Raw genomic sequence first — 18,712 nt, forward strand, 5'->3', positions numbered from 1 at the left:
TAGAAAAACCCCCACCAGCCTGAACGCGCTCAAGATCGCGTTCAGTGCAGGTGGGGGTTTTTCGCTTTTGGAAAAGCCCCGTCGGCCTGAGCGCGCTCAAGATCGCGTTCGGTGCGGACCGGGCTTTTTGTTCTCCGAGCACTTGGAACGCGGCCGGTTTCCCGGCTTGCGCCAGCGCCTACAGCACCCCCCACATCACGTCGCACTTGTGGTCACGTGCCGCGCGCAGCATTTCGAGCAGGGGATAAGCCCGGGTGGCGAAGCTCACGGTCTCCATGCCCTCATGCTCCTTGTCGTCAGGCGCGGTGTGCGCCTTGATGTCCTGCTGCACCTCGTCCGCTGCTTGGTGTTTCCGCGATTCGGCAATTTCCTTCTCGATTGTCTCGACCGCTTTCGGCGCCTCGGCCGCCGTGATTACGCCGCGGTCAGCGTCCTTGTTCAGCAGATCGAGGATCCGCTTTGCGTGCTCCTTGTACATCATGACCTCGGGAGCGGCCTTGCATCTGAACGTGATAAGCATGATTCTTTCCAGTTGGTTGGATGACTAAAACGATAACACGGGTCGCCGCCTGACGCGGGCGCGCTACGCGCTCACTGCGCCTTGAACGACGAGATGAACTGCTCGGTGGGCTCCGGCGCCACCGATTTGGCCGGCCCGACCACAATGACCTGGTAGAAGCGCTGTCCGCGTGCTTCGAAATGCCCCACGAGCCGCATCGGCACGCCGTTCAGTACGCCATCGGCCGTCACGTCACTCGTTGCCGATGCGCTGTGCGTGGCGCCCGCCACGCTCGCCGTCGCGCTCGATTTCTCCTGCGTCGCGGTGGCGCCAATGTTGCGCACGAGCGCGGTCTTCATCGCGCCAAGCGCCGCCTGGGCCTGGGCGGCGCTTGGCGCCTGCGCGGCGCCCACCGCATACATGGCCCCCTCCACTTCGGTGGCGGTCATGGTCATGTCCACCCGCATGCCGTCCAGGTCGACGCTGCGCGTGTAGGTTGCCGGCTTGCCGGGAAACATTACCCGATAGGGCGCGTCCGGGCTCATGTAGTCGCGCCAGTTGTATTTGGGGCTGCAGGCGGCGAGCGCGACGGTCGCGGCGGCAGCGGCGAATGCAAGGATGGAATGTGGTCGCATAGTCCGATGGTAGCAGGGCGCGCGTGGCGCAACCAGCCGCTCAGCGCTCGCGCAGCCCACGCCGGTACTGCACCGCCTCGCTCACGTGCTCCGGCGCGATGCGAGGCGCGCCGGCCAGGTCCGCGATCGAGCGCGCCACCTTGAGCACGCGGTGGTAGGCCCGCGCCGACCAGTGCAGGCGCGCCATGGCCTGGCGCAGCAGTGCCTCGCCGGCGGCGTCCAGCCGGCAGTGACGGTCGATTTCGCGTGTGGCCAGCTGCTGGTTGGGTTTGCCCTGGCGCGCCAGCTGGATGGCGTACGCATGGGCAACCCGGTCGGCAATCGTTTCGCTCGGTTCGCCGTCCGCCTCTGCCGCCATGCTCTCGGGCGTCATTGGCGCCACCTCCACCTGCATGTCGATCCGGTCGAGCAGGGGGCCAGAGATGCGGTCCTGGTAGCGCTGTACCGCTTCGCTGTTGCAATGGCATTTGCCCGCGGGGTGGCCGAGCCAGCCGCACGGACAGGGATTCATTGCCCCGATCAGCTGGAAGCGGGCCGGAAAGTCTGCTTGGTGAGCGGCGCGCGACACCGTGATGTGGCCGGACTCCAACGGCTCGCGCAACACCTCCAGCACGCGGCGATCGAATTCCGGCAGCTCATCCAGGAACAGCACGCCGTTGTGCGCGAGCGACACCTCGCCCGGACGCGGTACGTTGCCGCCGCCGACAAGCGCCACGCCCGAGGTTGTGTGGTGGGGCGATCTGAATGGCCGCGTCTTCCAGCGTTCGGCCCGGAACGCCCCCGCCAGCGACTGCACGGCGGCCGATTCCAGCGCCTCCTCATCGTTCATCGGCGGCAGCAGTGCCGCAAAGCGCGACGCCAGCATGCTTTTGCCGGTGCCCGGCGGGCCGACCAGCAGCACCGAATGCAGCCCGGCGGCCGCGACTTCCAGCGCGCGCTTGGCATACTGTTGCCCTTTGACGTCGGCGAAGTCGGCGTAGTCCGGGCGCGCCGGGTCGGCCCTGCCCGCGTGGCGTGCCAGCCGGTCGCTTTCATCGGCGCTCATGAAATGGGCGCACACCTCGAGCAGGGAACGGGCGGGGTAAATGGCCGCGCACGGCGCCAGCGCCGCTTCGTCTGCATTGGCATGGGGCAGGATGAACGATGGCGCCGCCAGGCAGCGCTGCATGGCGAACGCCATGGCCAGCGCGCCGCGAATCGGGCGCAGCTCGCCGGACAGCGACAGCTCCCCGGCAAATTCGTAGCGCCCGAGCTCCTTCGACGGGATCTGTCTGGAAGCGGCCAGGATGCCGAGCGCAATGGGCAGGTCGAACCGGCCCGATTCCTTGGGAAGGTCGGCCGGCGCCAGGTTGATCGTGATGCGCCGGGCCGGAATGTCGAAGCCGGAATTTTGCAGCGCCGCGCGCACCCGGTCCTTGGCTTCGCGCACCTCGGCGTCGGGCAGGCCGACGATGGTCAGGCCGGGCAGCCCGTTGGCCAGGTGCACCTCGACGCTGACCGCGGGCGCATCCATGCCCGCGAGGGCCCGACTGCGAAGGACTGCAAGACTCATGGCTTTCGGCGCGAATTGAACTCGCAAGAGTTTGCTTGTTCACGCGCCCGGCCCTGTTGAGGGCCGCCAAACGGATCAGAGCTTTCCGGTGATGCCGAGCAGGAATGCGCGGTCGGCCGTCAGCTGCACGCCGTTGACGTGCCGGTACAGCGCCTGCTGGACGTAGCCGTACACCTGCAGGTTGCTGGAAATCGCATAGGTCAGGCCCGGGCTCACGTACACGAAGCGGCCGCCGCTGTCTGCCGGCTCGGCCGAGGCGCCCTTGTCCGCGCTCTTGTGCACGAAGTTCAGCTGGACCTGCGCCCCGAACCGCTCACCCAGCCCGTGCCGGTAGCCCAGGTCCGCACTGAATTGCGCGCCCGGCTTGTACGCGTCGTGGCTGTTCAATGCGTGCTGGTACTGCGCCTGCGCGAACCAGGAGGCGTCCGACACCATCAGGGTCTGGTGATAAAAGGCGCCGACGATCAGGTCGGTGGTGCCGGTACCCGGCTGCATGCTGCGCTCGCCGACGTCGCCGGCGTCGTTGGCCACCGTGGTGCGGCCGGTGGGCAGCTTCAGGCCCGCCATCACGCCGCCCGCCGACGGCGCCGTTGCTTCCCCGCCACTAAAGAACTGGTAGCGGCCCACTGCCCGGATATCACCCAGTTCGGTGAACTTCCATTGCTCGTTGACCTTCTCGCCGTGGTGGTTGTGGATATGGACGTGGTCGCGGTCGCCCAGCGGCGCGCTGATCGACAGGCCCCAGCCGTTGCCAAAACTGCGGCTGTAAGTCGCCACCAGATTGCGGTTCAGGGTGCTCACCTCGTCGTGGTGGTGCGGGATCTGGCCGACGGCGATCTTGTCGGAGCCGGCGAACGGCTGGTCCTGGTCGATGAATTCGTAGCGCAAATCATACGACGAGCCGGCATCGACCAAGGCCGACTGCGCGGTCCAGTTGGTGTTCACCGTGCAGAAAGCTGCCCCGCAGCTGGCGAAAGCGACAGAAGGCAGCAGGCCGGCCAGGCTGGCTGCGATAGTGAGACGTTTCATGATCTTGCTCCTCGTTGTTGGTCGCGGCGCACCGCGTGCTCGGGCCCGGTGTGGCCTAATTGCGACAAATCATACATGGCCGATACATCTTTTAATCATGATGCAGATCAAATTTCGAAGAGAGCGCTGTTCACTCCGCTTGACGCCTATGATGGCACGGTCCCGCCCGTTGTTCCGTACCTTAGGTTTTTTTGATGTACATCATTTTTTTAAGATGCATCTGAAATCTATCATTTGTCCCGTAACGAAACGAAAGAACACGACACAACAACCCCAAGGTGAAACAAATGAAACGCAAGCTGATCTCGACCGTCATCGCATCCCTCGTCCTGGGCGCCGCCAGCATGGCCCCGGCCTACGCACAACACCAAGCCCATCACGCGGCCTCGGCCGTGCAGAACGTCGCGGACGTCACCTTCACGCTGCGCACCGACATCGCCGATGGCAAGCTGGTCTTTATTGGCAAGGGCGGCGCCCTCGACGGCAAGGCCAACCCGACGCTGCGCGTACCAGAAGGCGCCGTGGTGCAGATCAACCTGGTCAATGGCGACGGTGCCACCCACGACCTGACCATCGCCGACTTCGGCGCCAAGTCGAACCAGGTCAACGGCAAGGGCGCAAGTACCTCGATCGTCTTCCGCGCCAATAAGAAGGGCGAATTCAACTACATCTGCTCGCTGCCGGGCCACGTTGCTGCCGGCATGATCGGCAAACTGATCGTGGGCGACGCCGCCACCGAAGCCAAGCCGCAAGGCGTCGAGATTTCGCACGACCCGCGCGACGTCGGCACCCCGGTGGGCGCCCGTGGGCCGCAGCACCTGAAGGTGAACCTGGACACCACCGAGGTGACCGGCCGCCTGATGGACGGTTCGACCTATAAATACTGGACCTTCAACGGCAAGGTGCCGGGCCCGTTCATCCGCGTGCGCGTGGGCGACACCGTGGACGTGAACCTGTCCAACGCCGCCGACAGCCACATGATCCACTCGGTTGACTTCCACGCCGTGACCGGTCCTGGCGGCGGTGCAGCCGTGACCCAGGCCGCGCCGGGCAACAGCAAGGGCTTTACCTTCAAGGCACTCAACCCGGGCCTGTACGTGTACCACTGCGCCACCCCGATGGTTGCGCAGCACATCTCGAACGGCATGTACGGCATGATCCTGGTCGAGCCGGAAGGTGGCCTGCCAAAGGTTGACCGCGAATTCTACGTGATGCAGGGTGAGCTCTACACCGCCCAGCGCCACGGCACCGCCGGCGAAAACGAGTTCTCGCTCGACAAACTGCTGGCCGAACAGCCTGAGCACATGATCTTCAACGGCAACCACGAAGCGCTGACCAAGACCTACCGCATGGAAGCCAAGGTCGGCGAGACCGTGCGCATCTTCTTCGGCGTCGGTGGCCCGAACCTGACCTCGAGCTTCCACGTGATCGGCGAAGTGTTCGACCGCGTGTACTCGATGGGCGACCTGACCTCGCCGCCGCTGCGCAACGTGCAGACCACCACGGTCGCACCGGGCGGCGCCACGATGGTCGAGTTCAAGGTCGAGGTGCCGGGCCGCTACGTGCTGGTTGACCACGCGCTCTCGCGCATGGAGAAGGGTCTGGCAGGCTTCCTGTACGTGACCGGCCAGGACAACCCGGAGGTGTTCAAGACTTCGAGCAAGCCGGACGCTGCCTCGGGCCATTGAACCAGTGTGAAAGCGGGCGCGATCGGCGCGCCCGTTGTGTGACCCGCGAGGCGTGCGTCCCCAAGGCCGCGCGCCTCATTTTTACCTTGTGAGCGCCTGTCATGGCTATACAAAAAATCGATCCTCGCGAATTCTTGAAGCGCCAGCCCCTGTTCCAGGACCTCGGGCCGGAGGAACTGTCGGCCATCGCCGCCGGCACCGTTGAGGTGCATGCGGTGCGTGGCCAGCCGATCTTCCAGCGCGGGGATATCTGCCACGGTTTCCATACGGTCGTGTACGGCCAGGTGAAGCTCGGCTTCGTGTCCGCGCAGGGCAACGAAAAGATCGTCGAGATCGTCGGGCCCGGGCACAGCTTCGGCGAAGCGGTGATGTTCATGGACCGGCCGTACGTGCTGACCGCGCACGCGCTGGCCGACTCGCTGCTGCTGCACATCTCGAAGAAGGTGATGTTCGACGAGATCGACCGCAACCCGGTGCTGGCACGCCGCATGCTGTCCGGGATGAGCCGCCGCCTGCACGGACTGATCGCCGACGTCGAATCGTATTCGCTGCGCTCGGGCAGCCAGCGCATCGTCAGCTACCTGCTCAACGAAGAGCCGCCGGCCGACGGCGCGCGCTTCACCCTTTCGGCCAGCAAGAAGATGATTGCCTCGCGCCTGAACCTGACGCCGGAGTACTTCTCGCGCGTGCTGCACGAGCTGGTTGCGCGCGGCATGATCGCGCTGCGCGGCCGCGAGGTCACGATCCTCGACCTGCAGCGTCTACGCGCGTTCGAGAGCTGACGCGGTAATAATGCGGCGGTAGCGCAGCGCTGCGCCGGCCAGGATTGTGCCGATCCAGGCTGCCTGCGCCGCGAACAGCACGCCCGCCGCACGCGCCAGCACCGGCGCCACCACCGCCACGCACAGCGCCGCCACTGCGGCCGCGTGCGCCGCATATTGCCGTTTCGCGGCGCGTGCGCCGATCCAGTTGTTCACGCCCGGCACCTGCGCGCGCGCCACGCCGGCGCTGCCCAGGTGGTACCACAGCAGGAATGGCACGATTTTGTACAGCATGCCGTTAACTGCAGAAGTAGCAAACCCCGCTACGAACAGCACCCCGAGCAGCACCGTCTTGCGGTCCGGGTCGATCCCGGGCCACACATACACGAGCGCGCAGCACAGCAGGCTGCCGAGCGACAGCCGCCAGTACCAGGTCGTGATATCCGGTGTGGTGCGCCGGCTTTTCGAGAGCAGCCACAGCGAATAAACCGCAAAGCCCCCCAGCACCAGTGCGACGCCGTAGCCGGCCAGGGCTTGCCAGGCCGGCCGCAGCCAGCCCGCGGCGCCCCATGCGCACAGCAGCAGCGCCAGCGCTGGCGGCAGCGCAAAGCTGGCCGCGCGCCGGTACACGGGCGTGGCCTGGAACATCGGGATCACCTGGAATCCGGCCGCCATGACGAGCATGGCAACCCAGCCGAGCAGGCCAAGCGCCGCGTGCAGGTCGGTCACCGCGACCGCCGGCAGGGCCGGGCCGCCGGCCAGGAACACCGCGAGCGACAGTCCAAGCACGATGGTCAGGAAGAACCCGGGCACGGCCAGGCGCATGCCGGCGGCCATGGGCAAGGCGCCGGGGCTGGTGCGGCGCGCCAGCGCGCGCGCGGCGCCGGCCACGAAGACCAGCAGCGCAGGCCCGAGCACAGCCGGCGCGGCGGCGAACAGCCAGCGCGGACCGCCGAGCAGCGCGGCCGCCAGCAGGGGCGTGCCGCCCGCCAGGCCAAGCCAGGACACCGACGCCAGCGCGCGCGGGCGCGGAAACGGCGACTCCGCCACCACCGGCAGCATCTGCAGCATGGCGCCCAGCATGGTCATGGCCAGGAAGCCCAGCGTCATCAGGTGGGTGAGCGCGAGCATGGGGCCGCTCCAGCGGCTCTGCAATGCCGGCGCGCCGCTCCACAGCAGCAGCAGCCCGGCCGCCGTCGCAAACCAGGGCGCGGTCAGCATGAACCGCAGCGGGATCGACAGTGGCGGGGTGGTGTCGAACGAAAGCGCCCGCTGCATCAGGACGCGGGCCAGATCAGGATTTCGAAGCTCCCATCCGCGAGCGACCTGGCCTGGAAGCGGTGGCCGTTGGCATCGAGGATACGGTACAGCGGCCGCGGTTCGCGGTCGACCAGCATGCGCAGGCGCTGCCCGGCCAGCAGCGTGTCGAGCGCGTCGAGCACGCGTTCGAGGGGCTCGGGCGGCGGCAGGCCGCGCACGTCGAGCAGGATGTCTTGCGGATCAGTCTTGGGCATTGCGGGTCAAAGGAAGAACAGCGGGTTTTTGGTGACGGCCACGGCCACAATGTAACCGAAGGTGGTCAAAGCCGCCAGCCACGCAATCGTGCGCACGGCCTTGGTGCGCCCGTACTTGAGCGCCACGCTGCCCAGCAAGATGTAGGCCACGAGGGCGACCAGCTTGGCCGTGAGCCAGGGCTGCTCGCCCGGGTACTGGTGGCTCCACGCGGCCAGGCCGACCGCGGAGCCCAGCAGCAGCGAATCGACCAGGTGCGGCACGGTCTTGACCCAGCGCCGCTGCAGCAGCGGCGAGCCGGCCAGCATCCAGGTGCCGCGCACAAGGAAAAAGCTGCCCGAAAGGGCAGCGCAGGTCATGTGGAAGTGTTTGAGCAGCAGGTAGTCCATCGTCATCCGGAAAAGGTCAGTTCGGCGAATCCGTCGGCCAGCCGTGAGCGCGGGAGCGGCAGCACGCTGGCCAGCGATATGCGATCCAGTTCCTGCAAGTATGCACTGGTTGCGCGTCCGAGTGCGTGCTTGAGCACGCAAATGGGCGCCAGCGCACATGTGTTCTTTTCCTCGTCGAAGCACTCGACGATGGTGAAATCGGGTTCGGTCAGACGCACGACCGAGCCGATCGTGATGGTTTCCGGGTCGCGTGCCAGGCGCACGCCGCCGGTGCGGCCGCGCACGGTCTCGACCAGGCCCGCCAGGCCCAGCCGGTGCACGACCTTGGTCAGATGGTTCTTCGAGATGCCGTGGTTGATGGCGATCTCCTGGATCGTCACCAGACGGTCCTTCTGCGCGCCGACGTACATCAGCACGCGCAGGGCGTAATCGGTATAGTCGGTCAGTCGCATGGTCGTCGGTGCGCTTGGCGCTGTCAGGCTTTGACGGTGAAATCGATCACGATCTCTTCCGGGTTGCGTGCCACGTAGCCGATGTCGATGCGCGGACCGAAGTAGTTGCGCAGCTGGGCCAGCAGGGGCAGCGGATCATGGTCGTTCACGAAGCGCATGGTCTCGCCCGGGGTCAGCGACTCGAGCGCGCCGAAGATCGAGGCATGGCGGAAGCGGCGGGCCACGCCGCGCGCGTCGAACAGGTGGGTGTTGTTGGCCTGGGCCGAATCGTTGCAAGTGCAGTTGGACATGATGGATTCCTTGTGTGGGTTGGCAGGGCGCCGGCGGAGGGGGAGCCGGCGCCCTGCATTGCTTAGGCCTTGGTGCCTTCAACCGGTTCGGTTGCGGCGACCGTGGCTTCCTTCGGTGCGCCGCCGCGCAGCAGGCGCAGGGCGAACACGGCCAGGAACAGGGCGCCGATTGCGAACACGATGTCGCCAGGCACGCGCAGCCACACCATGTTCTCCATGAAGGCCGAGTGGATCACTTCAGGCGAACGGGCGTACCACATGCCCTTGGTGATGCTGGCGGCAGCCTGGTAGATACCGGCCGGGACCAGCGCCATGAACACCATCATCGCCAGGCCGATGTTCAGCAGCCAGAACATCTGCTTGAGCAGTGCGTCCGACCAGGCCAGGCGGCTGGTCAGGCCGCGCAGGCAGAACAGCATCAGGCCGATGCCGAGCATGCCGTACACACCGAACAGCGCTGCGTGGCCGTGTGCTGCGGTCAGGTTCAGGCCCTGCACGTAGTACAGCGAGATCGGGGTGTTGATCGAGAAGCCGAGCAGGCCGGCGCCAACCATGTTCCAGAAGCCGACGGCAATGAAGCACAGGATCGACCACTTGTAGCTCTGGACCCACGGCGCGGCCTTCGAGCGCTCATAGTTGCGATAAGCTTCGAAGCCGATCATCGACAGCGGGACCACTTCCAGTGCCGAGAACATGCCGCCGATGGCGATCACCGAAGTCGGGGTGCCGGTCCAGTACAGGTGGTGCAGGGTGCCCAGGATGCCGCCGAACAGGAACACGATGGTTTCCAGCACGATGGCGCTGTTGGCGGTCGCTGCACGGATCAGGCCAAGGCGCGAGAACAGCAGGGCGATGACTGCGGTGGCGAACACTTCGAAGAAGCCTTCGACCCACAGGTGCACCAGCCACCAGCGCCAGTACTCGATCATCGAGTAGTGGGTGGTACGGCCCCAGGCCAGCGAGGTGGCGTAGAAGGCGCCGATGCAGCAGGCCGACAGGAACACCATCATGATCAGGCCGCGGCTTTCCGAAGCCTTGGTCAGCGCGGGCCACAGGCCACGGCCGAGCAGGAAGGCCCAGAACAGCAGGCCCACGAACAGCAGGTATTGCCAGATGCGGCCCATGCTGGTGAACTCCAGGCCCTGGCTGCCGAGCCAGAACGAGAACTCGTTGCCCTTGTGCTCGATCGAACCAAGCCAGCCGCACACGGTCGAGCCGACCACGATGAACAGCAGCGCGTAGAACAGCACGTCCACGCCGAGCTTCTGGAATTTCGGTTCACGGCCGCCGATGATCGGGGCGATGTACAGGCCGGTGGCCAGCCAGGCGGTCGCGATCCACAGCACCGCGAACGAGGTGTGGATGGTGCGGCTGACGGTGTACGGCAGGATGTCTGCCAGCGGGAAGCCGAAGAAGCTGTGGCCTTCGACCGAGTAGTGGGCGGTGATGGCGCCAAAGCCCACCTGCGCCAGGATCAGGCCGATCACGACGAAGAAGTACTTCTTGGTCGCTTTCATCGACGGCGTCGCTTTCACGCTCACCAGCGGGTCGGCCTTCGGCGGGATCGGGTCGTCTTCTTCCTTGTGCGACGAGTGGTACAGGATCATGGCGGCAATCGCGCCAATCATCAGGATGATCGAAGCGATCGACCAGATGCCGGTGCCGGCGCTCGGGCTGTTGCCGACCAGCGGCTCCATCGGCCAGTTGCTGGTGTAGGACAGGCCGGTTTCGCCCGGACGGTCGGCGGCAGTGGCCCACGACGACCAGAAGAAGAAGCCGGTCAGCGCCTGGCGCTCGCTTGCCTCGGGCAGCGAGCCGGCGTTCATCGCATATTGTTCACGCAGCTTGTCGAGCTTGGGGTCGGTGCCGAACAGGCCGGCATAGTGCTCGGCGACCTGGCGCACGGCTTCGGCACGGATGTCCGACAGGGCCAGCGTCTTGGTCTTTTCGTCATAGGTGTTGGTGCGCAGTTCCTGCTTCACCAGCGCGTCGATCTGGCCGCGCTGTTCGGCGGACAAATTCGCATAGCTGGTCTTGTAATTGCGCTGTGCGAACAGATCTTGGAGTGCAAGGGCTTCGCGGTGCAGCCAGTCGGCCGACCAGTCCGGCGCCACGTAGCTGCCGTGGCCCCAGACGGTGCCGAGCTGCTGGCCACCGGCCGACAGCCAGGCTTGCTGGCCAAGCGTGACCTGCTCGGCCGTGTACAGGACGTCACCCTTGGTGCTGGTGACCTGTTGTGGAATTGGGGGCGCCTTCAGGTAGATTTCCTTGCCGACCCACAGCAGGGCGGCAAAGGATGCTACGCAGATGATCGCAAGCCAAGTCCATAGTTTGCGCGTGGCATGCATGGTAGTTCCTTGGTGGTTGGGTTGATCGAGTTTCGAAGTTCTCTGCTGGGCAGCAGTTAAGATGCATTCTAGGTGCATCTTTTATTTGAGGCAAACGAAATGTATGTTTTCTTGACCCAGGTTGTGTTTTTTTGAGACACCGGCACAAAAAGTTGTAAAATTTGTGCCTGTTATCGCGCATGGCGCGAATGACCCGACAATGAGACTGACTTCCTATACTGACTATGCCCTGCGCACGCTGATGTACCTGGCGCTTAACCGCGACCGCCTGGTCACGATCGGCGACATCGCGGAGAACCACAACATCGCCAAGAACCACCTGACCAAGGTGGTGCACCAGCTGGGCACGCTCGGCTATGTCGAAACCGTGCGCGGACGCAGCGGCGGCCTGCGGCTGGGACGCGAACCGTCCGCCATCACCATTGGCGAAGTGGTGCGCGAGACCGAGAGCGACTTCTATATGGCCTCGTGCTTCGACGCCAGCACCGCACCGTGCCTGTACGCGGCCGGCTGCGAGATGCGCGGGGCGCTGGCGCGCGCCACCAGCGCCTTCCTCGACGTGCTCGACAGCGTCACGCTCGAGCAGATGGTCGCGCGCGATCCCAAGCTGGGTACACCCGGCGTGCAGGCGATCCAGCTGCACTTCAACAAGCGCGCCGCCGCCTGACCGCAACGCATTGTCGGTTGCTCTAGGTCAATCCGCCCATGATGCAGGTCAAAACATGCGCGAGTTCGGCCCGCCGTGCGCGACAACCAACTCGGCCGCAGATCAAGGTTGCCTGCACAGGCTGTCCGGTATAAGATGCATTAAAAATGTATCTTAAACGGAGAAATACCATGTCTCTCTTGACCATCGAAGAACGCGAAGCGCCCGCCCCAACGCCGGGTTCGGCCTTGCTGGCGCTGGGGTTCCGCCCGTTCTACCTGCTGGCTGCGGCCTTCGCCGCCGTCAGCATCCCGGCCTGGATCGCCAGCTACTACGGCGTGGCCGGGCCGTTCCAGGTCGGCCTGGCCTGGCACGTGCACGAAATGATGTTCGGCTTCGTGGTGGCCGTGGTGGTGGGCTTTCTGTACACCGCCGGGCGCAACTGGACCGGCCTGTGGACGCCGCGCGGCGCCCAGCTGGCCGCCATTGCCGGGCTGTGGATCGCGGGCAGGGTGGCCATGTTCGCCGGCTCGCCGCTGGTGGCCGCCGTGGTGGACGTGGCTTTCCTGCCGGTTGCGGCATGGCCGTTCTACCAGGTGCTCAAGCGCACCGGCAACAAGCGCAACCTGTTCCTGGTCGCGCTGCTGGGCCTGCTGGCGGTGGCCAACGCGCTGTACCACGCCGCCGTGCTGGGCTGGATCGACGCCTCGCCGCTGCGCCCGGTCTATGCCGCCATCATCGTGGTGGTGGTGATCGAGGGCGCCATCGGCGGGCGCGTGATCCCGATGTTCACCCAGAACGGCGTGGGCGCCAAGACCGTCAGCAACCCGCGCACCGACAAGCTGGCGCTGGGCTGCACTGCCGCCGCCGGCCTGGCCTGGGGGCTGAACCTGCCGGCCATCGTGACCGCGCCGCTGGCACTGGCCGCGGCCGTGTTCCAGGCCATGCGCCTGGCCGGCTGGAAGCCGCTCGCCACCCTGGGCAACCCGCTGGTGTGGATCCTGCACGCGTCGTACGCCTGGATCCCGTTCGGCTTCCTGCTGCTGGCGCTGTCGCAACTTGGCGTGGTGCCGCAGTCGGCCGCCGTGCACGTGCTCGCGGTGGGCGCGCTGGCCGGCCTGATCCTTGGTATGATGACGCGCACCGCACTTGGCCACACGGGCCGGAAGCTGGCGTCGGGGCCGAAGGAAACGGCGATGTACGTGCTGGTCCAGCTGGGCGTGGTCACACGCCTGGTGGCGGCGCTGTCGCCGGACGGCGCGCGCAATGTCGCGCTGGTCGCCGCCGCGGTCTGCTGGAGCGCCGCATTCGCGCTGTACGTGGCCGTGTACGGCCCCTACCTGTGCCGCCCGCGCATCGATGGGCGCGAGGGATAACACCAACAAGGATACACGATGTCGAAAACCGCATTCCCGGCGCCGGGCGCGCTGGACCTGTCCGCCGACCTGATCGAACGGATGAGCCAGCAGGGGCCACGCTACACGTCCTACCCGACGGCGGACCGCTTCCACGGCCAGTTCACCGCGCTCGACTACCAGGCCGCGGTGCAGGGGCTGCGCGCGGCCGGCGGCGTGCGGCCGCTGTCGCTGTACGTGCATATCCCGTTCTGCCAGTCGCTGTGCTACTACTGCGGCTGCAACAAGATCATCACCACCAACCGCGACAAGGCCGCCATCTACCTCGACTACCTCAAGCGCGAGGTGGACATGCAGGCCGCGCTGTTCGGCGCCGACAACCGGGTCGAGCAGCTGCACTTCGGCGGCGGCACGCCCACCTACCTGTCCGACGCCCAGATGGGCGAGCTGATGGACTACTTGCGCAGCCGCTTCACCTTCGTGGGCGACGCCGAGGGCGAGTATTCGATCGAGATCGACCCGCGCACGGTGGACCCCGAGCGCGTGCATTCGCTGCGGCGCCAGGGCTTCAACCGCCTGAGCCTGGGCGTGCAGGACTTCGACGCCGAGGTGCAGAAGGCGGTCAACCGCATCCAGCCCGAGGCGCTCACGCTCAACGCGATTGCCGCCGCGCGCGAGGCGGGCTTCCGCTCGGTCAGCATCGACCTGATCTACGGCCTGCCCAAGCAGAGCATGGAAACGATGCGCCAGACGCTGGCCAAGGTGGTCTCCGCCAGCCCCGACCGCATCTCGATCTACAACTACGCGCATATGCCGGCCCTGTTCAAGTCGCAGCGCCTGATCGACGAGGACGAGCTGCCGGCGGCGCAGGTCAAGCTCGACATGCTGGCGCTGTGCATCGAGCAGCTCACCAATGCCGGCTACGTGTACATCGGCATGGACCACTTCGCCAAGCCCGACGACGAGCTCGCGATCGCCCAGAAGAGCGGAGGCTTGCAGCGCAACTTCCAGGGCTACTCGACCCATGCCGAGGCCGACATGGTGTCGGTCGGCGTGTCGGCGATCAGCGCGGTGGGCAGCGTGTACGCGCAAAACGAAAAGTCGCTGGAGCGCTACTACGCGGCGCTGGACCGCGGCGAACTGCCGCTTGCGCGCGGGATCGCGCTCTCGGCCGACGACAGCATCCGGCGCGCCGTCATCCAGCGCCTGATGTGCGACTTCACGCTCGACGTGCCCGCGTTCGAACGCGCGCACGGCATCGTCTTCAACGACTACTTCGCGGCCGAGATGCCCAAGCTGCGCGCGTTCGAGGCCGACGGCCTGCTGGCGCTGGAGGCCGGCGCGATCAGCGTCACCACGCGCGGGCGCCTGCTCATCAGGAACATCGCGATGGCGTTCGACGCCTGGCTCGGCAAGCCCAACCACGTGCCGCTGCAGCGCATGCAGTATTCCAAAACCATCTGAGCCGGGGCAAGGCCGGGCGCACGTATAATCCGTTCAGGAACCGCCGCGTTGGCGGTTCCTGAACCTGCACACGTGTATGCGCCGTACCAGCCAATTCGCCCAAGGCACCGTCCACCGCTTCCTCTTCGACAGCCACGTCCTGCGCGAGAACCCGCTGGGCGACCCGCACCTGCGCGAGCTGTACGTGTACACCCCGCCCGGGTACGAATCCGGCCCGGCGCCCTTGCTGGCCGACCTGCCGGGCTTTAACAGCTGCGGGCCGGACCACGTCGCACGCAAGAACATCGGCGAGAACGTCCCCGAGCGGCTCGACCGCCTGATCGGCCAGGGGGCGATGGCGCCGGCGGTGGTGGTGTTCGCCGACTGCATGACCGCGCTCGGCGGCAACCAGTACATCAACAGCGAAGCCACCGGCCGCTATGCCGACTATCTGGTGCAGGAGGTGGTGCCGTTCGTCGAGCAGCGCTTCGGCTGCGGCGGCGCTGGCCGGCGCGGCCTGTTCGGCAAATCATCCGGCGGCTTTGGCGCGCTGTGGCACCTGATGCTGTATCCGGGCTTCTGGTCGGCGGCGGGCTGCACCTCAGGCGACATGGATTTCGAGATCGTCTACAAGCCAGGCATCTATGCGGCGCTGAACGTGCTCGAGCGCTTCGATCATTCGGTCGAGCGCTTTTTTGCGCACTTCGAGAGCGCGGACAAGGTGACACCGCAGGAGCGCGGCTGCCGCATGCACCTTGCGCTGGCGGCCACCTATGACCCGGACCCGTCGGCATACCGTTTCGCCAGCCTGCCGTGCGACCCGCACACTGCGCGCTTCGACCAAGCGCGCTGGGCCAACTGGCTGCGCCATGACCCGGTGCTGGCAGTGCAACACCATGCGGTCGCATTGCGCCAGGCGCGCGGTCTGTGGATCGATTGCGGCTGGCGCGACCAGTACTTCCTGCATTTCGGCGCGCGCCGCCTGAGCCAGGAACTGGCCCGGCTTGGCATCCATCACGTGCACGAGGAGTTCGACGACGAGCACCTCGACGTCGACTACCGGATGGACCGGTTTCTTCCCTATCTGGCGCGCGCGCTGGCGTGACACGGTAGGGTGGGCGGGTCTCCCGCCCACGCGTTCAACTTGCGCACGCGATGCCACGGTGCGCCCGGGCGCTGAACGCGTGGGCAGGAGAACCTGCCCACCCTACAAAAAAAATCCCCGCCAGGGCGGGGATCTGCTGGAAGCTATGGCAATCAGTGCCCGCCGCCGCCACAGCCGCCGCAGCAGCCGCCGGTTTTCGGCGCTTCGCGCAGCGGATAGCCGGCGCGTGCCAGCACGGCCGCGATTTCCTGCGCCGAGGTGGTGTTGTCGTCAAAGGCGACGGCAACCCGGTTGGTGCCGCCGCTGGCGCCGACCTGGCTCACGCCCGCGATGGCGCCGAGCGCCTGGTTGACTGCGGCAGCGCCGGCAGCGTCGAGTGCCGTTGCCAGCTGAAGGTTCTGGTGAATCATGCTTCTTGCTCCTGGGTTCAAAAACAGCGCGTCATCCGCGCGATCAAATTCGTAGGGGACACGCGGGCCGGGCCCGCGTGCCAGGTCAGCCGCAGCCGCCCACGTAGTGGCATTCGGTGCAGCGGGTGCAGCCGTCAATCTTGCGCAGCGCGCGCGCGCCGCACTCCGGGCACTTGGCGCCCGAGGCGTTGGGCGCCACGCCTTCCACGGTCGTGGCCACCGGCTGCGGCATGGTCTCGTGCGAGCAGCAGACGCGCTCGGCAAAGCGCTTGGCCAGCACCGGCACCGGCACCTGATGGCCGTAGGCGTCCAGGAAGCCGCGCCGGATCAGGATCCGCTGCAGCATGAAGGCGATCGCTGCCACTTCCGAGTCGTGGTACACCGGCACCTGGGTGCCGTCGTCGCGCGTCAGGTAGCCGCAGCGTACCGGGCCTTTTTCCCACACGACTTCGCGCATGTCGGCCAGCGCCTTGGCGATCGGGCTGCCGGCGCGCGCGACCATCGACAGCATCCGCATCGATGCGGTGATCCACTGCTGGCCGTCGCTGCGCTGGTTGGTCGGCATGAAGAAGTCGAACGGCCGCTCGATGGCCACTTGCTGGCCGTCGTACACGCCCTCGGCGCGGATGAAGCTCACCGTCAGGTACACCGACTTCTTGCCTTCCTGGGTCGAGTATTCGATCTTCGAGGTCACCGACTCGAGCTCGCCCAGCGGGCGCCGCTCGAAGCGCTTGCGCAGCGGGTCGTCGTCCGGCGCCTTGACCTTTTCCGGCTCGGGCGTGGCCGACAGCACGCTGCCGATCACCGAATTGGGGCGGTAGGTGGCCAGGCCCTTCAGCCCGGCGCGCCAGGCCTCGGTGTACAGGTCGCGGAAGTCCTCGTACGGGTAATCCGCCGGCACGTTGACGGTCTTCGAGATCGCGGTATCGACGAAGGGCTGCACCGCCTCCATCATCTGCAGGTGGTCGATGGCGCGCATCTGCAGCGCGGTGACGAACTGCGGCGGCAGCCTGGCGTCGTCGGTCACGTCGTGGCCGAGCTGGCGGTACAGGCGCCAGGCGTGGTCGGCCACCTCGTAGGTGCGGGTCGAGCCGTCCGGCTGGCGCTTCTTGCGATGGTAGGTCCACGAGAACGCCGGCTCGATGCCGTTCGAGGCGTTGTCGGCGAAGGCAAGCGAAATGGTGCCGGTGGGCGCGATCGACAGCAGGTGCGAGTTGCGGATGCCGTGCTCGCGGATGGCCGTGCGCAGCGACTCCGGCAGGCGCCCGGTGAACTGGCCTTGCAGGTAGCGCTCGGCGTCGAATTTCGGGAACGGGCCTTTTTCGCGGGCCAGCTCGATCGAGGCGGCGTAGGCGGCGTCGCGCAGCTCGACCGCGATGCGGGCGGCCAGCGCGCGGCCTTCGTCCGCGTCGTAGCGCAGGCCGAGCATCACCAGCGCGCTGCCAAGGCCAAGGAAGCCCAGGCCGATGCGGCGCTTGGCCTGCGCTTCTTCGGCCTGCTGCGGCAGCGGCCATTCGGTCGCGTCCAGCACCAGGTCGAGCATGCGCACCGCCACCGCGGCCACTTCGCGCATGCGCTCGAAGTCGAAGCTGGCCTGCGGCGTGAACGGGTCGTCCACGAACATGGTCAGGTTCAGCGAGCCCAGGTCGCAGCAGCCGTAAGCGGGCAGGGGCTGCTCGCCGCACGGGTTGGTGGCGCGCAGGGTCTCGCAGTACCACAGGTTGTTCTCCGCGTTCATGCGGTCGATGAACAGCACGCCCGGTTCGGCGTGGTCGTAGGTGGACTGGATGATGCGGTCCCACAGCTCGCGCGCGCGCAGCTGGCGGTACACCCAGACGCCGTCGTCGCGCTGCCATGCGCCGGCCGCGATCTGATCAATGCTGGGCTCGGCCGCGTGCACCAGGTCGAACGGCGCGTCCGCCTGCACCGCCTGCATGAAGGCGTCGGTGACGCCCACGGACAGGTTGAAGTTGGAGAAGGCGCCGTTGTCTTTGGCGGCGACGAAGGCTTCCACGTCGGGGTGGTCGATGCGCAGCACGCCCATCTGGGCGCCGCGGCGCGCGCCGGCCGATTCGACCGTCTTGCAGGACGAGTCGAACACTTCCATGTACGAGACCGGGCCCGAGGCGCGCGACTGGGTGCCGCGCACCTTGCTGCCGAACGGGCGAATGGCGGAGAAGTCGTAGCCGACGCCGCCACCGCGGCGCATGGTTTCGGCCGCTTCGGAGAGGGCGGTGTAGATGCCGGGCAGGCCATCCTCGGCACCGGTGATCGAGTCGCCCACCGGCTGCACGAAGCAGTTGATGAGGGTGGCCTTGATGCCCATGCCGACCGCGGAATTGATGCGGCCGGCCGGGACGAAGCCTTGTTCCTGCGCCCACAGGAAGCGCTGCTCGAGGTCCTCGCGCAGCGCTTCCGGTTCAAGGGCGGCCAGCGCGTTGGCCACGCGCGCGCGCACGTCGGCGACGGTTTGTTCAGTGCCCTTGGCGTATTTTTCGCGCAGCACATCGAGCGACACCTCCTGGGGGGCCATCTGTGACGTGCTGATCATCTTGTCGTTTGCATTCATGCCTAGCGGTCCTAATTGACTGTTCTGGC

At 66.5% G+C, this 18,712-nt stretch carries 18 protein-coding genes; 6 read left to right on the forward strand and 12 right to left on the reverse strand.

What is annotated here, in order from left to right; all coding sequences use genetic code 11:
• Positions 1–178: 178 nt before the first annotated feature.
• The 4 genes from NX773_RS19660 to NX773_RS19675 all read right to left on the reverse strand — a co-directional run bounded on the left by NX773_RS19660 (position 179) and on the right by NX773_RS19675 (position 3,715).
• Complete coding sequence (locus NX773_RS19660; protein WP_258824524.1) at positions 179–520, reverse strand: DUF1840 domain-containing protein; 342 nt, start codon at positions 518–520, stop codon at positions 179–181.
• Between the two features lie 71 nt (positions 521–591).
• On the reverse strand, positions 592–1,134 hold the full coding sequence (locus tag NX773_RS19665; RefSeq protein WP_258857985.1) for a hypothetical protein: 543 nt from the start codon (positions 1,132–1,134) through the stop codon (positions 592–594).
• A 40-nt stretch (positions 1,135–1,174) separates the two neighbouring features.
• Positions 1,175–2,686, reverse strand: coding sequence for a YifB family Mg chelatase-like AAA ATPase (locus tag NX773_RS19670; protein WP_258857986.1), 1,512 nt, complete (start codon positions 2,684–2,686; stop codon positions 1,175–1,177).
• A gap of 75 nt (positions 2,687–2,761) precedes the next feature.
• A complete protein-coding gene (locus NX773_RS19675; protein ID WP_258857987.1) occupies positions 2,762–3,715 on the reverse strand; it encodes a transporter in 954 nt (317 codons plus the stop codon).
• Positions 3,716–4,002: 287 nt separating this feature from the next.
• Here NX773_RS19675 and nirK point away from each other — a divergent pair, with 287 nt between their 5' ends.
• Positions 4,003–5,403 (forward strand): copper-containing nitrite reductase, encoded by a 1,401-nt coding sequence (gene nirK, locus NX773_RS19680; RefSeq protein WP_258857988.1) that lies wholly within the window; start codon positions 4,003–4,005, stop codon positions 5,401–5,403.
• A gap of 101 nt (positions 5,404–5,504) precedes the next feature.
• Entirely contained in the window at positions 5,505–6,185 is a 681-nt protein-coding gene (locus NX773_RS19685; protein WP_258824529.1) for a Crp/Fnr family transcriptional regulator, read from the forward strand.
• Here NX773_RS19685 and NX773_RS19690 read toward each other — a convergent pair.
• The 6 genes from NX773_RS19690 to NX773_RS19715 form a co-directional block, all read right to left on the reverse strand.
• The gene (locus tag NX773_RS19690; RefSeq protein ID WP_258857989.1) at positions 6,165–7,442 is read right to left on the reverse strand and encodes a permease; all 1,278 of its coding nucleotides are present in this window, start codon (positions 7,440–7,442) and stop codon (positions 6,165–6,167) included. The two genes, NX773_RS19685 and NX773_RS19690, sit on opposite strands and share 21 nt — an antisense overlap.
• Entirely contained in the window at positions 7,442–7,678 is a 237-nt protein-coding gene (locus NX773_RS19695; protein WP_258857990.1) for a DUF2249 domain-containing protein, read from the reverse strand. Before NX773_RS19695 ends, NX773_RS19690 begins: the two co-directional genes overlap by 1 nt.
• Positions 7,679–7,684: 6 nt before the next feature.
• On the reverse strand, positions 7,685–8,065 hold the full coding sequence (locus tag NX773_RS19700) for a SirB2 family protein (RefSeq protein ID WP_258857991.1): 381 nt from the start codon (positions 8,063–8,065) through the stop codon (positions 7,685–7,687).
• Between the two features lie 2 nt (positions 8,066–8,067).
• Positions 8,068–8,517 carry an RrF2 family transcriptional regulator gene (locus NX773_RS19705; RefSeq protein WP_258824533.1) on the reverse strand — a complete coding sequence of 150 codons (450 nt, stop codon included), beginning with the start codon at positions 8,515–8,517 and terminating at the stop codon, positions 8,068–8,070.
• Between the two features lie 23 nt (positions 8,518–8,540).
• Complete coding sequence (locus NX773_RS19710) at positions 8,541–8,807, reverse strand: DUF2249 domain-containing protein (RefSeq protein WP_258824534.1); 267 nt, start codon at positions 8,805–8,807, stop codon at positions 8,541–8,543.
• Between the two features lie 62 nt (positions 8,808–8,869).
• The gene (locus NX773_RS19715; protein ID WP_258857992.1) at positions 8,870–11,155 is read right to left on the reverse strand and encodes a nitric-oxide reductase large subunit; all 2,286 of its coding nucleotides are present in this window, start codon (positions 11,153–11,155) and stop codon (positions 8,870–8,872) included.
• A 199-nt stretch (positions 11,156–11,354) separates the two neighbouring features.
• Here NX773_RS19715 and NX773_RS19720 point away from each other — a divergent pair, with 199 nt between their 5' ends.
• The 4 genes from NX773_RS19720 to NX773_RS19735 all read left to right on the forward strand — a co-directional run bounded on the left by NX773_RS19720 (position 11,355) and on the right by NX773_RS19735 (position 15,704).
• On the forward strand, positions 11,355–11,822 hold the full coding sequence (locus tag NX773_RS19720) for an RrF2 family transcriptional regulator (protein WP_258857993.1): 468 nt from the start codon (positions 11,355–11,357) through the stop codon (positions 11,820–11,822).
• Positions 11,823–11,992: 170 nt separating this feature from the next.
• Complete coding sequence (locus NX773_RS19725; RefSeq protein ID WP_258857994.1) at positions 11,993–13,177, forward strand: NnrS family protein; 1,185 nt, start codon at positions 11,993–11,995, stop codon at positions 13,175–13,177.
• 18 nt (positions 13,178–13,195) lie between these two features.
• On the forward strand, positions 13,196–14,620 hold the full coding sequence (gene hemN, locus NX773_RS19730) for an oxygen-independent coproporphyrinogen III oxidase (protein WP_258857995.1): 1,425 nt from the start codon (positions 13,196–13,198) through the stop codon (positions 14,618–14,620).
• A 76-nt stretch (positions 14,621–14,696) separates the two neighbouring features.
• Positions 14,697–15,704, forward strand: a complete 1,008-nt coding sequence (locus tag NX773_RS19735) for an alpha/beta hydrolase-fold protein (protein WP_258857996.1) — start codon at positions 14,697–14,699, stop codon at positions 15,702–15,704.
• Between the two features lie 152 nt (positions 15,705–15,856).
• On the opposite strand, the gene NX773_RS19740 is transcribed toward NX773_RS19735, so the two are convergent.
• On the reverse strand, positions 15,857–16,114 hold the full coding sequence (locus NX773_RS19740; RefSeq protein WP_258857997.1) for a heavy-metal-associated domain-containing protein: 258 nt from the start codon (positions 16,112–16,114) through the stop codon (positions 15,857–15,859).
• A gap of 85 nt (positions 16,115–16,199) precedes the next feature.
• Positions 16,200–18,683 (reverse strand): adenosylcobalamin-dependent ribonucleoside-diphosphate reductase, encoded by a 2,484-nt coding sequence (locus NX773_RS19745; protein WP_258857998.1) that lies wholly within the window; start codon positions 18,681–18,683, stop codon positions 16,200–16,202.
• Positions 18,684–18,712 lie beyond the last annotated feature (29 nt).

Origin of the sequence: Massilia solisilvae (assembly GCF_024753215.1) — a bacterium.
GTDB lineage: Bacteria > Pseudomonadota > Gammaproteobacteria > Burkholderiales > Burkholderiaceae_D > Telluria > Telluria solisilvae.

Coding starts and splice junctions, on each gene's coding strand:
- NX773_RS19660 (WP_258824524.1), bottom strand. CDS start 520: ATGCTTATCACGTTCAGATGCAAGGCCGCTCCCGAGGTCATGATGTAC.
- NX773_RS19665 (WP_258857985.1), bottom strand. CDS start 1,134: ATGCGACCACATTCCATCCTTGCATTCGCCGCTGCCGCCGCGACCGTC.
- NX773_RS19670 (WP_258857986.1), bottom strand. CDS start 2,686: ATGAGTCTTGCAGTCCTTCGCAGTCGGGCCCTCGCGGGCATGGATGCG.
- NX773_RS19675 (WP_258857987.1), bottom strand. CDS start 3,715: ATGAAACGTCTCACTATCGCAGCCAGCCTGGCCGGCCTGCTGCCTTCT.
- nirK (WP_258857988.1), top strand. CDS start 4,003: ATGAAACGCAAGCTGATCTCGACCGTCATCGCATCCCTCGTCCTGGGC.
- NX773_RS19685 (WP_258824529.1), top strand. CDS start 5,505: ATGGCTATACAAAAAATCGATCCTCGCGAATTCTTGAAGCGCCAGCCC.
- NX773_RS19690 (WP_258857989.1), bottom strand. CDS start 7,442: ATGCAGCGGGCGCTTTCGTTCGACACCACCCCGCCACTGTCGATCCCG.
- NX773_RS19695 (WP_258857990.1), bottom strand. CDS start 7,678: ATGCCCAAGACTGATCCGCAAGACATCCTGCTCGACGTGCGCGGCCTG.
- NX773_RS19700 (WP_258857991.1), bottom strand. CDS start 8,065: ATGGACTACCTGCTGCTCAAACACTTCCACATGACCTGCGCTGCCCTT.
- NX773_RS19705 (WP_258824533.1), bottom strand. CDS start 8,517: ATGCGACTGACCGACTATACCGATTACGCCCTGCGCGTGCTGATGTAC.
- NX773_RS19710 (WP_258824534.1), bottom strand. CDS start 8,807: ATGTCCAACTGCACTTGCAACGATTCGGCCCAGGCCAACAACACCCAC.
- NX773_RS19715 (WP_258857992.1), bottom strand. CDS start 11,155: ATGCATGCCACGCGCAAACTATGGACTTGGCTTGCGATCATCTGCGTA.
- NX773_RS19720 (WP_258857993.1), top strand. CDS start 11,355: ATGAGACTGACTTCCTATACTGACTATGCCCTGCGCACGCTGATGTAC.
- NX773_RS19725 (WP_258857994.1), top strand. CDS start 11,993: ATGTCTCTCTTGACCATCGAAGAACGCGAAGCGCCCGCCCCAACGCCG.
- hemN (WP_258857995.1), top strand. CDS start 13,196: ATGTCGAAAACCGCATTCCCGGCGCCGGGCGCGCTGGACCTGTCCGCC.
- NX773_RS19735 (WP_258857996.1), top strand. CDS start 14,697: ATGCGCCGTACCAGCCAATTCGCCCAAGGCACCGTCCACCGCTTCCTC.
- NX773_RS19740 (WP_258857997.1), bottom strand. CDS start 16,114: ATGATTCACCAGAACCTTCAGCTGGCAACGGCACTCGACGCTGCCGGC.
- NX773_RS19745 (WP_258857998.1), bottom strand. CDS start 18,683: ATGAATGCAAACGACAAGATGATCAGCACGTCACAGATGGCCCCCCAG.